Genomic DNA, 12959 nt, shown 5'->3' with positions numbered 1-12959 from the left:
CCGACCTGTGGACCTGGCTGATCGTCGCGGCCCACACCCAACTCCGCCTCGCACGTCCCCTCGCCGAGGACCTCCGCCGCCCCTGGGAACGGCCCGCCGAACCCCGCCGCCTCACCCCCGCCCGGGTCCGTCGCGGGTTTCGCAACGTCCACGCGGCCACAGTCCGCCCGGCAGCCGCACCAAAACCGTCCCGGCCAGGGCCCGGCAGGCCACCCGGCTCGAAGAACAAGCACCGAGCCAAGCGCCACGACGTCGGCAAGACGGTCAAACGCGCCGCGTCGATCAAGGAACACAAAGCGCAGCAAGGTTAAACGCCAAGCTCAGAGGCTGTCGGGCGACCTCCGGTCCGAGGTCGCCCGACAGCCTCTCAGCCGTTGGCGGCGAACAACGACACCGAGCAGCCGTCCGGGTCGAGGACCGTCGCGTAACGCTGCCCCCACACCGCGTCCCACGGCTTCAGATGCCCCCGGTACCCCGCGCCGGTCAGGTCGTCGTACACCGCGTCCACCTCCGCCGGGCTGTCGCACAGGAAGGCCAGTGAGAGGCGGTCCCCGCCGGCCGGCGCGGTCCATTCGGGGTCGAAGGAGCGGATGACGTCCTCGGTGTCCCAGAGCAGCCGCTGCCCGCCCGGGAGCGTCACTTCGACATGGGGTGCGGATTCCGCACCGGCGGGGATGTCGAGACCGAGCCGGCGGTAGAAGGTGAGCGATGCGGCCAGATCCGCCGTGACGATGCCGATCGCGTCCATGCGTGGAGTCATGCCCCCGACCGTATGCCGGGCCCCGGCGCGGGTCTTGTACGAAACGGACATCCTCCGGGACGGGCGCGTACGGGGGTGCCGCGGTCGGCCGGCAGCACCCCCGCCCCGCCGCTACGAGGACGCCGTGCAGTCGGCGGGCGACGTGCCCGGGTCCGTCAGCGCGAGACCGAGCCGGGCGCGCTCGGTGACCCAGCGGCTCGGGCGATGGCGCGGATCGCCGGTGGCGCGGTGCAGGGCCCGGTGCAGCTCCAGCATCCGGTCCGCGCCGATCCGGTCGCCCCAGGCCAGCGGGCCGACGGGGTAGCCCAGCCCGGCGGTGACGGCCAGATCGATGTCGGCGGGGGCGGCGATGGAGCGCTCCGCGATCCCCGCCGCGACCGACACGATCGAGGCGAGCAGCCGCTGGGCGACCGAGCCCGCGGTGTCCCGCACCACCGAGACCGCCCACGGCTCGTCGCCCTGTGCCGCGCGGGCCAGCACCGCGCGGGCGTCGCGCGCGGCGGCCGGGTCCGCCGCCGGGGTCACGGCCAGCACCCGGCGCCGGCCGGCCGCGGGCAGCGGGTCCACGCCGAAGGTGCGCCCCGCGGGCAGACCGTGCCCGGCGACCGCCTCGGCGACCGCGGTGCCCCAGACCGGAACGAGCACCAGGGCATCGGCGGACGGGCCGGTGCCGGTCTCGACGACCGCGCCCGCGGCGGTCAGCGCCGCCCGCAGTGCGGCCGCGTCCCGGTCCTGCCCCGCGGTGCCGTGGACGAACACCGGACGGTCCGCGTCGCCGGTGACCGGCGGCTCCGGAGCGGGGCCGGGCGCCTCGGGACCGTACGCGTACCATCCGCGCCCGGTCTTGCGGCCGTGCAGCCCTGCCGCCACCCGGTTCGGGGTGAGGTAGGAGGGGCGGAGCCGGTCCGCGTACCGGAAGCCCTGCCAGATGGAGTCGATCACCGCGGCCGTCACATCCAGCCCGGTGAGGTCCATCAGCTCGAACGGGCCCATCCGCAGGCCCAGGACGTCGCGGGCGATCCGGTCGATGTCCGCCGGGTCGCCGACCGACTCCTCCAGCAGCGCGAGCGCCTCGGTCACCAGACCGCGCCCGGCGTGATTGACCAGGAAGCCGGGGGTGTCGGCGACGGTGACCGCGCGGTGGCCGCAGCTCTCGACGAGCGCCGTGAGGGCCGGCGGGATCTCCGGGCGGGTGGCCGCGCCGGGCACGACCTCGACGATCTTCATCAGCGGTACCGGGTTGAAGAAGTGCAGCCCGGCCAGGCGCGTCGGGTCCTTCAGCGCCGCGGCGATCCGGGTGACCGACAGGGACGAGGTGTTGGTCGCGAAGACGGCCGTGGCGGGCAGCGCCCGCTCCAGCCTGCCGAAGACCTCCGTCTTGGTGCCGAGATCCTCCCGCACCGCCTCGATGACCAGCTCGACGTCGGGACCCTCCGCCCACGGGTCGTCGAGCGGGACCAGCCGCGCCAGGGCGGCGGTGCGGTCCGTGTCGGACATCCGGCTCTTCTGGACGGCCCGTTCGAGCATGGACCGTACGAAGTCCACGGCGGCCGTCACGGCCTCCGTGCGCACGTCGCACAGCTCGACGGTGTGTCCGGCGGTGGCCGCCCACTGGGCGATGCCGCGGCCCATGGCCCCGGCGCCGACGATCCTGATACGCATGGCGGTTGCGGTCCTCTCGGGGTGTGACATGTGATCGGTCTCAGCGAAGATAGACGCGGTCCGGGTCCACGTCCTCACGCAGCAGCCGGAGTTCGGCCTCGGTCGGGGGCGGTACGGTCCCGACCGTACCGGCCGCCTTCAGGTCCCAGCCGGTGGCCGCCCGTACCTGCTCGACGGTGACACCGGGGTGGACGGCGACCAGCCTCAGCTCCTCGCCGACACCCGCGCGGGCCAGGATGCCCAGTTCGGTGATGACCCGGGTGACGCCGGCGCCCAGCGGCCGGATGCCCTCGGCGAGCGCCCGGTCGGGGCCGGGCGTGGTGCAGAAGTCGAGGGTTTCGGCGAAGGAGCGCGGGTTGTGGCGGCGCATCACGACGAAGACCTCACGGGAGTTGGCCATCACCTCGATGCCGCCGCCGGAGCCGGGCAGCCGGACCGAGGGGCTGTCCCAGTCGCCGATCACGGACGTGTTGAGGTTGCCCCACCGGTCGATCTGCGCGGCGCCCAGGAAGCCCACGTCGATATGGCCGCCCTGGAGGACACAGCCGAAGAGCGCGGGCATCGACAGCACCGCCTCGGCACCGGTGATCAGGACCGCGTCGGCGATGGTCTCCGGCAGGTGCGAGGGGTGCGCGCCGCACACCCCGGACTCGTACACCACCTCGATCTCCGGGGCGACCGTCAGATGCGCCAGCTCGGTGGCGAGCGTCGGCAGGCCGATGCCGGCGAACACGGTGCGGCGGGCTGCCAGTTCACGGGAGGCGACGACGGAGAGCAGCTCCGACGAGGTGGTGGTGTCCGGTGCGGTGGTGGTGGTCGTGGTCGTCATGGGGCGTTCCCTCTCCTGTTCCGTTTCCGTCGCCCGTCCCGTTCGCCCGTTCACAGCCGCCGTCCGTAATTCACCGGCCGGCTCAGCGCCTCGCCGACCGCGAGGCCCGCCCAGAACTGCTCGCCGAGCTTGTCGACGTACTCCGCGTGGTCGGCCGTCCCGAGCACCCATTCGGCCAGCCACTCCTGGAGCCGCCGCGGATCCTTGCTGATGTGCGACCAGGCGCGGTAGAAGGCGTTGTCCCGGTCGTAGTACCCCTGGGCGAAGGAGGGGTGGGCGCCGCGCGGACAGACGACGACCGCGTCGACCGCGTGGGCGGGGACGAGCGTGCGGTTCGGGTCCGAGCGGATCACCTCGTCGTCGACGATCTCCTCCACGACCACGATCGCCTTGTCCGCCGCGTACACCGCCTCGGCCTGGATGCCGGTCAGGCCCCAGATCTGGGTGTTGCCGCTGAGGTCGGCGCGCTGGGCGTGGATGATCGTCACATCCGGGTTGACGGGCGGTACGACATAGATCTGCTCGGGCTCGCCGTCCGGGCCGGGGTAGGGCGAAGTGACCTTGCGCAGATCGCTGTTGACGGACGGCAGATCACTGCCGCCGTAGCTGCGCAGCGGGTGGAACGGCAGCCGCTGGGCGCCGGCCAGATAGCGGCAGATCATTCCGTAGTGGCTGTACTCCTCGAAGGCGAGCGGCGCCGGTTCGCCGGTCTCGATGCGGCGGCGCAGTTCGCCGAGCGACCCGGCGGAGGAGTTGCCCACGAAGGAGGAGACCAGCCGCGACACACAGCCCGCGGCGATCATCTGGTCCACCACGATGTCCGCGGTCATCCGGACCACGGTCAGGTCGCGGCGGCCCTGGCGGATGATCTCGTGACCCGCGGCGGTCGGGACGAGATGGGTGAAGCCTTCGAGACAGACGGTGCCGCCGTCGTGGACGAAGGCGGCGACGGCCGCCTTCATCGACATCGTCTTGTCTTTCCGTTCCGTCGTGGCCACGGTGCTCCTCCGGCTCTGCTGGCGCGTCCTGGGTATGCGCGTCGCCCCACCGTGTCAGCGGCTATTGATTGCTGTCCAATACCAAATTAAGGTCGCATCAAGACACCTGAGTAATGAATCGGCCGAGGGGGCGTGCATGGAGCTGCGTCATCTGTCCGCGTTCGTCGCCGTGGCAGAGGAACTGCACTTCGGACGGGCCGCGAAACGGCTGCAGATGGCCCAGCCGCCGCTGAGCCAGCAGATCCGCCAGCTGGAGAAGGAGCTGGGCGTCCAGCTCTTCGAGCGCAACACCCGGTCGGTGCGGCTCACCAGCGCGGGGGAGTCCTTCCTCCAGCCGGTACGGACCGTGCTCGACGACCTCGACACGGCGGTGCGCGCCGCGAAGGCGGCGGGCCGCGGCGAGTACGGGCGGGTCACCATCGGCTTCGCGGGCGCCTCCAGCCACGAGACGCTGCCGCTCCTCACCCGGGCCGTGCGCGCCGCCCACCCCGCGCTCGAACTGGTCATGAGGGGGCAGACCTACGCCAACGTCGCCCTCGACCGGGTCGCCGACGGCTCGCTGGACCTGGGGTTCGTCCGGCTGCCGGTGACCCAGCCGGGAGTGGCGTACCGGGTGATCGACGAGGAGGAGCTGGTGTGCGCGCTGCCCTTCGAACACCCGCTCGCCCGGCTGGAGAGCGTCCCCATCGGCGTCCTGGCCGAGGAGCCCTTCGTCTCCTTCCCCGCCAACACCGGCTCCACCGTGCGTGACGCGATGGTCGGGACCTGCGAGGCCGCCGGGTTCAACCCCCGGGTGGTCCAGGAGGCGCCGGACTCGTACACCATCCTGGCGCTCGTCGCCGCGGGTGTCGGAGCCACGCTCACCGTCACCTCCGTCCAGCACATCCAGCAGAACGGTCTCGTCTACCGGCCCCTGGCCGGCCCGCCGATCCGGCTCCAGGCGGCGCTGGCCTGGCGGGCCGACAACCCCTCCGCCGCGCTGCGGGCGGTGCTCGCGGTGGCGGAGGAGGCCCTGCCCACGCCACCGCGCCCGGCCGGGGGCCGGACCTCCGCAAGCGGAGAATTGAGACGCGCCACGTCTTGAACCAGGGCGAACTGGATATTGGACCGGCTCAGTCGCCGGGTGCAAGGGTCGGCGGCACACGCCACTCGCCTCCGAAAGGTCACGCCGTGCCCGATCAGCAGCTCGATGTCGTCATCTGTGAACCACTGCGCACCCCCATCGGCCGCTTCGGCGGAGTGTTCGCACAGCAGACGCCGGCCGCACTCGCCGCACGCGTCATCGCCGAGATCGTGGCCCGTACCGGAATCGACCCCGCCGTCGTCGACGAGGTGATCCTGGGGCACTCCTACCCGTCCGCCGAGGCCCCCGCCATCGGCCGGGTCGCCGCGCTCGACGCCGGACTGCCCGAGACGGTCACCGGCTCCCAGGTGGACCGCCGCTGCGGATCGGGCCTCCAGGCCGTGCTCGACGCGGCGATGCAGATCCGGGCCGGCTTCAGCGAGGTCGTGATCGCGGGCGGCGTCGACGTGATGAGCGGTGCCCCGTACTACACGCACGAGGGCCGCTGGGGCATCAAGGGCCCCGGCCTCCAGCTCCACGACTCGCTGGCCCGGGGCAGGGTCACCGCGGGCGGCGTCAACCACCCCGTGCCGGGCGGCATGATCGAGACCGCCGAGAACCTCCGGCGCGCCTACGGAATCAGCCGCGCCGACCAGGACGCCCTCGCCCTGCGCTCCCAGCAGCGCGCCGGCCGGGCCGCGGCGGAGGGCCGGTACGACGCGGAGACCGTCCCCGTCACCGTACGCACCCGCAAGGGCGAGACCGTCGTCACCGCCGACGAGCACCCCCGCCCCGACACCACCGCAGAACAACTCGCCGCGCTGCGCCCGATCATGGCGAAGTCCGACCCGGAGGCGACCGTCACCGCGGGCAACGCCAGCGGTCAGAACGACGCGGCCGCCGCCTGCCTGGTCACCGGCGCGGCCACCGCCGAACGCCTCGGCCTCACCCCGCTGGTCCGGCTCGTCTCCTTCGCCCGTGCCGGGGTACCCGCCGCGACGATGGGCATCGGCCCCGTACCGGCGACCCGGGCCGCCCTCGAACGCGCCGGACTCACCCTCGCCGACCTCGACCTGATCGAGCTCAACGAGGCCTTCGCCGCCCAGGTGCTCGCCTGCACCCGGGAGCTGGGCCTCGGCGAGAGGGACCACGAGCAGCGGATCAACGTCAACGGCTCCGGCGTCTCCCTCGGCCATCCGGTCGGCGCCACCGGCGCCCGTATCCTCGCCACGCTGACCCGTGAACTGCACCGCCGGGAGGCCCGGTACGGGCTGGAGACCATGTGCATCGGCGGCGGCCAGGGTCTCGCCGCGGTCTTCGAGCGGATCGCGGACTGAGGCTCGGCCGCCGAGATCGTCGTCCAGCCCTTCGGCGCACTGATCGCGACACCTGCGCTACACCGGCAGGGCTGCGGTCGAAGCTGAGCGCCGAGGTGGCCCAGGACGCCGAGCATCGCGAGACCGTAGGAGCTGGACGGGCCGGTGGGCACCCTGGTCGCCTTCGCGACCTTCTGGGGGGTGGTGCCGCCGAGTAGCGTCCTGGGCTGCATGCTCCTGCTGCTCAAGCGCCCCAACCACGACGAGCAGGCCGCGGAACCCTCCACCGTGTCACCTACCGCGGCCGCCGCCGTCTGACCCCTGCCCACGAGAAGAGAGACGAGAGGCCGGCCGCCATGCCGCTGACCGTGAACGGCATCCCGGAGATCCTCGCGCTGAGCGGGCGCGCGTCGGGGCCGAGGAGCGCGGCGGCGATCTTCATACCGCCGAGGTCGAGCCCGATCACCGCGGCACCCGTCCCGGCGGACGGCCGGGAGTGGTCGCTCATCGGACCGGCGGCAGGCCGGCGGCGCGCAGGTGCCGGGAGACCAGGGCGACGGACTCGGCGCTGAGCTGGATCTGCGGGAAGGCGGTGTCGCCGCAGTCGATGACGCCGAGCAGCTGGAGCGCCGCCTTGAAGGAGCCGAGCGCCGATGAGCTGCGGCCCATGTCCGCCTCCGGGCCCGCGTCGACCATGGCGAACAGTTCGACGAGCCGCTCCTGCTCCTGCGCGGCCAGCTCCCAGTTCCCGGCCCGCGCGGCGTCGTAGAGCCGTACGTAACCGGCCGGGTCGACATTGCCGATGCCCGGCACGACACCGTCGGCTCCGGCCAACAGGGCGGCGTCCACGGTGAGTTCGGAGCCGGTGAGGATGCTGAAGCGGGGTGCCGGGCTGTTCGCGCGGCCCTCGCGGCCACCCAGCTCGACGATCAGGCGGCGCAGCCCGCCCTCGTCGCCGCTGCTGTCCTTGAGGCCGGCCAGCGTGCCGTCCTCTGCGAGTTCGCGCACCAGCGCTGGGGAGAGCTTGCTGTGCACGGCGACCGGGATGTCGTACGCGAACAGCGGCAGGTCGACGGTCGCGCGCAGCCGCCGGAAGTGCTGGGCGATCTCCTTGCCGTGGGTGCGGGTGTAGAACGGCGCGGTCGCGACCAGGGCGTCCGCGCCCAGTCCGGCGGCGGACCGGGCGTGCTCGACGACCCGGGCGGTGGTGGTGTCGATGACACCGGCCAGCACCGGAACCCTGCCGTCGGTCGCATCGACCACGGTCTCCAGCGCCGTGGCGCGCTGCTCGTCGGTGAGGTACGCGACCTCGCTGGTGGACCCGAGCGCGAACAGCCCGTGCACACCGCCGCCGATGAGGTGCTCGACGAGCCGGGCGAGGGACGCGGTGTCGACCTCCCCCCGGGGGTCGAGCGGGGTGCAGACCGGAGGGACGACGCCGTGCAGCGGTGAGGTCAGGGACATGGTGAGGGCTCCAGCTCGGTCGATGCGCCGATCCGTGGCCCGAGACAGCTGCACGGATCGAGACATGAGACGTAAGATGTCCTATGTCTGACTCACCATAAACGGATGCTCCTGTGACCGGTCAAGGGGCAATCGCACCTCGGGAGGATGTTGTGGCGCGCCCCACCATGGCTCAGGACATGGAGCGCCGGCTCAAGGAACTGATCCTGGAACGCAGACTCGGCCCCGGCGACGCGCTGCCCACCGAGGCGGAGCTGATGGAGCTCTTCGGGGCCGGCCGGCCGGGTGTCGGTGCGCGAAGCCCTCAAGGCGCTCCAGGCCGTCAGTGTCGTGGAGATCCGCCGCGGCTACGGCACCTTCGTCGGCTCGCTCTCCCTGTCACCCTTCGCCGAGGGGCTCGCCTTCCGGGCCGCCGTACGTCATGGCAGGGAGGGTCGGGCCTCTTCGAGCTGATGAAGGTGCGGGAGGCGCTGGAGGCCGGCCTGGTCGGCGCGGTCACGGCCGGGATTCCCGACGAGGACCTCGGCGTGCTGCGCGGTCTCGTCGCGAGGATGGAGGACGAGGTCCGCGACGGCGGCCGGGTGGCGCGCGGCACCGACCGCGCCTTCCACCTCGCGCTCTACGCCTCGCTCGACAACCACCTGCTCAGCGAGGTGCTCGACGCGTTCTGGGCGGCCATGGACCGGGTGTGCGACGACGTCGATGACGGCCATCAGGACCCGCTGGCCACCTGCGCCCGGCACCGCGAGATCGTCGAGGCGGTCGCGTCGGCCGACGGCGAACGCGCGGTACGCGCCATGCGCACCCACTTCGACGGCATCCGCACCCGCCTGGAGCCGTCCCTCACCGTCCCGGCATCGCCCCGGTGATCGCGGTGACGGCCATCCGGACCGCCCGGTCCGTCACCGCCCGGGGGTCGTCGCCGTTCTCGATCGCCGTCGTGGCCGCGTTGACGATTCCCTGGAGGAGCAGCGCCGTACGCCGGGGGTCCTCCTCGCCCAGCTCGGTCAGCGCAGCGGTCAGCGGGGTGAGCAGCTCCCGGTGGACCCGCGCCGCGCTCTCCCGTACCACCGTCGCGTCCCGCACCCCGGCCAGTGCCTGGGCGATCCGGTGCTCGCCGCCGCGCACCAGCTCCAGCTGGGACGACACATAGGCGGCGATCTTCTCCTCGGGCGTACCGGCCGCCGACATGCCGGCCCGGATGGCCTCCGTCCAGCGGGGCGTCGCGTCCTCGACGACCGCGGCGAGCAGCTCGGGGCGGCCGGGGAAGTACTTGTACACGCTGTTGCGGGCGAGGCCCGTGGCCCTGGCGACCGCGGTGAAGGTCACGGCCTCCGCGTCGCCGCCCTCCAGCAGCTCACGGGCCGCCCGCACCAGGGCCAGCCGCTGCTGGGCATGGTGCTCGGCAACCGTGGCGGCTCTGATCCTGGGCACCGGCCCAGTCTAGAAGCCCCGGCGCACTGTCGACCCCCCCACTTGGGGACGCCGCGTCCCCATCATCTATGTTGGCGACACACCGTCCCTAACATCGATCCACCGAAGGGAACCGCCGTGTTCCTCGCTCTGCTGGAGCTGCGCGCCGCCCGAGGGCGCTTCCTGCTCATGGGGTCCGTCGTGGTGCTCGTCGCCGCACTCGTCGGCATCGTCTCCGGCTTCACCACCGGCCTGGGAGACGACACCGTCTCCGCGCTGCGCCGCCTTCCGGCCGCGCAGCTGGTCTTCTCCTCGGACGCCCGGTCCGACCAGTTCGCCCGCAGCCTCCTCGACGAGAAGACCGCCGCCGCCTGGCGCGCGGACGCGGACACCGAGGCGACCCCGCTGGGCGTCTCCATCACCCGCGGTACGACGAACCGGGGCACCGAGGTCGACCTCGCCGCCTTCGGCGTCGAGCCCGGCTCCTTCCTCGACCCCTCGGCCACCGACGGCGACGGCCTCGCCGGCGCGGCGGCGGACAGCATCGTGATGTCCGCCAAGCTCGCCGACGAGGGAGTACGCGTCGGGGACACCCTCGTCATCGACCGGCTCGGCATCGAACTGCACGTCATCGGGCTGACCGAGCGCTCCAGTTACGGCCATGTGCCCGTCGCCTACGTCCCGCTCAAGACCTGGCAGCGCATCCGCTTCAGCACCCCCGGCGCCCCGGCCTCCGCCGCCGCCGCGATTCCCGGCCAGTTCAGCGCACTGGCCCTGCGCACCCCGCCGGCCGGGACCTCCACCGCCGCCCTCGACAAGCGGCACTCCACCACCACCCTCACCAAGGAGGAGGCGTACGAGGCGGCCCCCGGCTACACCGGCGAGCGCGTCACCATGAGCTCGATCCAGGTTTTCCTCTACCTGATCGCCCCGCTCGTGGTCGGCGCCTTCTTCGCCGTGTGGACCGTGCAGCGGCAGCCCGAACTCGCCCTGCTGCGCGCACTGGGCGCCTCCCGCCGGCGGCTGCTCGCCCACACCGTGCTCCAGGCTGCCCTGGTCGTCGCCCTCGGCACCGCGGGCGGCGCCGTGCTCGCCGGAGCGGTCGGGCTGCTGGTCGGCGAACAGGTGCCGTTCAGCTTGCCCGCCACCACCCTCGCCGCCACCATGTGCACCGTCGCGGCCGTAGGCCTCGCGGGCACCGCCCTGACCCTGCGCCGGGTCACCCGAGCCGACCCCCTGACCATGCTGGGAGCCAACCGATGAGCCTCGAACTGACCGGCGTCACCGTCGAGTTCGGCCGGGCCGACGCCCGTACCACCGTCCTCGACGGCCTCGACGTCACCTTCGAACCCGGCCGCATGACGGCCCTCGTCGGCCCGTCGGGCTCCGGCAAGTCCACGCTGCTCGCCGTCGCGGGCGCGCTGCTGCGGCCCACCGCCGGGCAGGTCCTGCTGGACGGCGAGGATCTCGCCGGGCTCTCCGACGCCCGGCGCGCCGAGGCGCGCCGCGAACGGATCGGCTACATGTTCCAGAGCGGCAACCTGCTCTCCGGACTGACCGCCGTCGACCAGCTGCTCGCCGCCGTGTACATAAGCGCCGGGCGCCCCCGCGCGCACCGCTCCCGCGCCGGGGAGGCCCTGACCCGGGTGGGCCTCGGCCACCGCCTGCGCCACCGCCCCGAACAGCTCTCCGGCGGCGAACGCCAGCGCGTCGCCCTGGCCCGTGCGCTCTTCCTCTCCCCGAAACTGCTGCTGATCGACGAACCGACGGCGGCCGTCGACCGCTCGCAGGCCGGCGAACTGGCCGCGCTCCTCGCCGAACGCACCCGCGAGGACGACTGCGTCACGGTCGTCGCCACGCACGACCCGGCCGTGGCGGAAGCCGCCGACCGGATCGTGGACATGGCCGCGCTGACCGCCGAAGCGGCCCCGTCCGCACGGCCCGGCCGCTGACCCCGCCCCGGCCCGTCACCGCTGGACGCTGCCGTACAGATAGCTGCCGTCGCCGTCCAGCGCGGCGCGGCTCAGCGCCTCCACCTCGGCGGGCCCCATCGCGGGCCAGTCGGGCGTGTTCTCGACCAACGCACGCCCCAGCCTGCGGCCGAGGCCGACCAGGCGGGCCCCCTCGGCGGAACGCTCGTCCGCGTACCGGCGCAGGGCCTCGGCCGCCGAGGAGGAGGCGCGCAGCGACCGTTCCAGGCACAGCGCGTCCTGGAGCGCCTTGACCGCCCCGCTCGCGGTGTGCGGCCGGGTCACGCTCGCCGCGTCGCCCGCCAGCAGGAAGGGGGGTTCTGCCGCCCGGGGCACCACGAAGTCGGCGACCGGGTGGAGCACCTGGGAGGTGTGCTCGCCCCGGGCGACGATGTCGGCCCACTCCGCGGGGAAGTGCTCCTCGGCGATGTGCCGCACGTACGCGGTGGAGGCCGGGACGTCCGCGGCCGGGGGAGAGGCGTAGATGGCGTACGCCAGCAGACGCGAACCCCCGGCCGCCCCCGGGATCAGGTAGAAGACACCGTGTCCGCCGGGGAAGCCCAGGGTGACCCAGGAGCTCTCCAGCATCGCCAGCTGCCCCGGATGGTCGCGGAGGGCGGCGGCCGGAATCGTGCCCCGCCAGACCAGATACCCGGCGGGAACCGGCCGGACCCCGGGCGCGAGCGCGTCGCGGGTGACGGAGCGGTGCCCGTCCGCCCCGACGACGACGTCGTACTCCCGCTCGCCGTCCGCGGTACGGATCAGGGCGCCGCCGGAGGCCGTACGCCCGACGGAGCCGACGGGCCGCCCGCGGTGGTAGGTACCGTCCTGGGCGTTGGCGCGCAACGCCCGCCACAGCAGGCCCCAGTTGCACGCCGCCACCGGGGCCTGCTGCCGTGCCAGCTCACGCGCCGACCGCCGCCCCGGCGCCCGTGCGAGCCAGACCCGGGTGGCGACCGGTGCCGTCGGCATGTCCGCGCCCAGATACCCGCCCACGACCAGCTCCTGATGGAGCGGCGGAGGGATGACGATGCCGAAGCCCCGGTCCTGCAACGCGCCGTCGCTGCGCTCGTGGACGGTGACGTCCGCCCCGGCCCGTGCCCCCGCGATCGCCATGGCGCAGCCGGCGATGCTGCCGCCGACCACCCCGATGCGTAAACCCGTCACTGCCACCGTGCCACCGCCTGTTCCGACGCTCCGGGAAGTGCTGGAGGCCCTCATCGTCGCACCCGTGCGGAGCCGGTGCGGGACAGGACGCGGCGCCTCCGGAGGGCCGGGCCGCTACGGGGTCACGGTCACCGTCGCGCTGCCGGACGCCTGCTTGTCGCTCGCCCGGTACGTGGCGGTGAGCGTGACACTGCCCGAGGCGCCCGCGGAGACCGTCACCGGGACCTGCACATTGGCGCCCTGGCCCGGGTTGAGCGCAGGGACGACGACCCGGCTCGTCGTCCATCCGCCGGGCACGGTGAGATCCATGCTGCCCC

At 73.3% G+C, this 12959-nt stretch carries 16 protein-coding genes and 2 pseudogenes; 9 read left to right on the top strand and 9 right to left on the bottom strand.

The window, feature by feature from the left end:
• Positions 1–311, top strand: a pseudogene (locus tag BT364_RS42270) (NF041680 family putative transposase); the annotation flags it as partial.
• A gap of 56 nt (positions 312–367) precedes the next feature.
• On the opposite strand, the gene BT364_RS18365 reads toward BT364_RS42270, so the two are convergent.
• From BT364_RS18365 to BT364_RS18350, 4 genes are all read right to left on the bottom strand, one after another.
• Positions 368–760, bottom strand: coding sequence for a VOC family protein (locus tag BT364_RS18365; protein WP_107408255.1), 393 nt, complete (start codon positions 758–760; stop codon positions 368–370).
• A gap of 111 nt (positions 761–871) precedes the next feature.
• Entirely contained in the window at positions 872–2422 is a 1551-nt protein-coding gene (locus BT364_RS18360) for a 3-hydroxyacyl-CoA dehydrogenase (RefSeq protein WP_072486250.1), read from the bottom strand.
• A gap of 40 nt (positions 2423–2462) precedes the next feature.
• On the bottom strand, positions 2463–3251 hold the full coding sequence (locus BT364_RS18355) for a CoA-transferase subunit beta (RefSeq protein WP_072486249.1): 789 nt from the start codon (positions 3249–3251) through the stop codon (positions 2463–2465).
• A 50-nt stretch (positions 3252–3301) separates the two neighbouring features.
• The gene (locus BT364_RS18350) at positions 3302–4219 is read right to left on the bottom strand and encodes a CoA transferase subunit A (RefSeq protein WP_072486273.1); all 918 of its coding nucleotides are present in this window, start codon (positions 4217–4219) and stop codon (positions 3302–3304) included.
• Between the two features lie 166 nt (positions 4220–4385).
• Between BT364_RS18350 and BT364_RS18345 the strand changes: the two genes are divergently transcribed.
• The 3 genes from BT364_RS18345 to BT364_RS41580 all read left to right on the top strand — a co-directional run bounded on the left by BT364_RS18345 (position 4386) and on the right by BT364_RS41580 (position 6946).
• The gene (locus BT364_RS18345) at positions 4386–5333 is read left to right on the top strand and encodes a LysR family transcriptional regulator (protein ID WP_072486248.1); all 948 of its coding nucleotides are present in this window, start codon (positions 4386–4388) and stop codon (positions 5331–5333) included.
• Between the two features lie 86 nt (positions 5334–5419).
• Complete coding sequence (locus BT364_RS18340) at positions 5420–6649, top strand: acetyl-CoA C-acetyltransferase (protein WP_072486247.1); 1230 nt, start codon at positions 5420–5422, stop codon at positions 6647–6649.
• A gap of 144 nt (positions 6650–6793) precedes the next feature.
• The gene (locus BT364_RS41580) at positions 6794–6946 is read left to right on the top strand and encodes a hypothetical protein (RefSeq protein ID WP_177328151.1); all 153 of its coding nucleotides are present in this window, start codon (positions 6794–6796) and stop codon (positions 6944–6946) included.
• Here the strand turns inward: BT364_RS41580 and BT364_RS18335 are convergent.
• Together BT364_RS18335 and BT364_RS18330 are read right to left on the bottom strand one after the other, a co-directional pair.
• Positions 6924–7136, bottom strand: a complete 213-nt coding sequence (locus BT364_RS18335; RefSeq protein ID WP_072486246.1) for a hypothetical protein — start codon at positions 7134–7136, stop codon at positions 6924–6926. The genes BT364_RS41580 and BT364_RS18335 overlap by 23 nt on opposite strands.
• The gene (locus BT364_RS18330) at positions 7133–8092 is read right to left on the bottom strand and encodes a dihydrodipicolinate synthase family protein (RefSeq protein ID WP_072486245.1); all 960 of its coding nucleotides are present in this window, start codon (positions 8090–8092) and stop codon (positions 7133–7135) included. Before BT364_RS18330 ends, BT364_RS18335 begins: the two co-directional genes overlap by 4 nt.
• Before the next feature lie 167 nt (positions 8093–8259).
• Between BT364_RS18330 and BT364_RS44230 the strand changes: the two are divergent.
• From BT364_RS44230 to BT364_RS44220, 3 genes and pseudogenes are all read left to right on the top strand, one after another.
• Positions 8260–8370 (top strand): annotated as a pseudogene (locus BT364_RS44230) (GntR family transcriptional regulator); the annotation flags it as partial.
• Between the two features lie 13 nt (positions 8371–8383).
• On the top strand, positions 8384–8545 hold the full coding sequence (locus tag BT364_RS44225; RefSeq protein WP_371268612.1) for a hypothetical protein: 162 nt from the start codon (positions 8384–8386) through the stop codon (positions 8543–8545).
• On the top strand, positions 8545–8961 hold the full coding sequence (locus BT364_RS44220) for a FadR/GntR family transcriptional regulator (RefSeq protein ID WP_371268610.1): 417 nt from the start codon (positions 8545–8547) through the stop codon (positions 8959–8961). Before BT364_RS44225 ends, BT364_RS44220 begins: the two co-directional genes overlap by 1 nt.
• Here BT364_RS44220 and BT364_RS18320 read toward each other — a convergent pair.
• Positions 8936–9526, bottom strand: a complete 591-nt coding sequence (locus BT364_RS18320) for a TetR/AcrR family transcriptional regulator (RefSeq protein WP_072486244.1) — start codon at positions 9524–9526, stop codon at positions 8936–8938. The two genes, BT364_RS44220 and BT364_RS18320, sit on opposite strands and share 26 nt — an antisense overlap.
• 117 nt (positions 9527–9643) lie before the next feature.
• Between BT364_RS18320 and BT364_RS18315 the strand changes: the two genes are divergently transcribed.
• Complete coding sequence (locus tag BT364_RS18315) at positions 9644–10768, top strand: ABC transporter permease (protein ID WP_072486243.1); 1125 nt, start codon at positions 9644–9646, stop codon at positions 10766–10768.
• Positions 10765–11457 carry an ABC transporter ATP-binding protein gene (locus BT364_RS18310; RefSeq protein WP_072486242.1) on the top strand — a complete coding sequence of 231 codons (693 nt, stop codon included), beginning with the start codon at positions 10765–10767 and terminating at the stop codon, positions 11455–11457. The genes BT364_RS18315 and BT364_RS18310 overlap by 4 nt, the downstream gene beginning before the upstream one ends.
• A gap of 15 nt (positions 11458–11472) precedes the next feature.
• Here BT364_RS18310 and BT364_RS18305 read toward each other — a convergent pair whose 3' ends face one another.
• On the bottom strand, positions 11473–12648 hold the full coding sequence (locus tag BT364_RS18305) for an FAD-dependent monooxygenase (protein ID WP_256260000.1): 1176 nt from the start codon (positions 12646–12648) through the stop codon (positions 11473–11475).
• A gap of 108 nt (positions 12649–12756) precedes the next feature.
• Positions 12757–12951, bottom strand: a complete 195-nt coding sequence (locus BT364_RS43075) for an NEW3 domain-containing protein (RefSeq protein WP_256259997.1) — start codon at positions 12949–12951, stop codon at positions 12757–12759.
• Positions 12952–12959: the final 8 nt, after the last annotated feature.

The sequence above is a fragment of the Streptomyces atratus genome (assembly GCF_900119365.1).
GTDB classification, from domain to species: Bacteria; Actinomycetota; Actinomycetes; order Streptomycetales; family Streptomycetaceae; genus Streptomyces; species Streptomyces atratus_B.
This window is presented reverse-complemented; position numbering and strand designations above follow the sequence as displayed.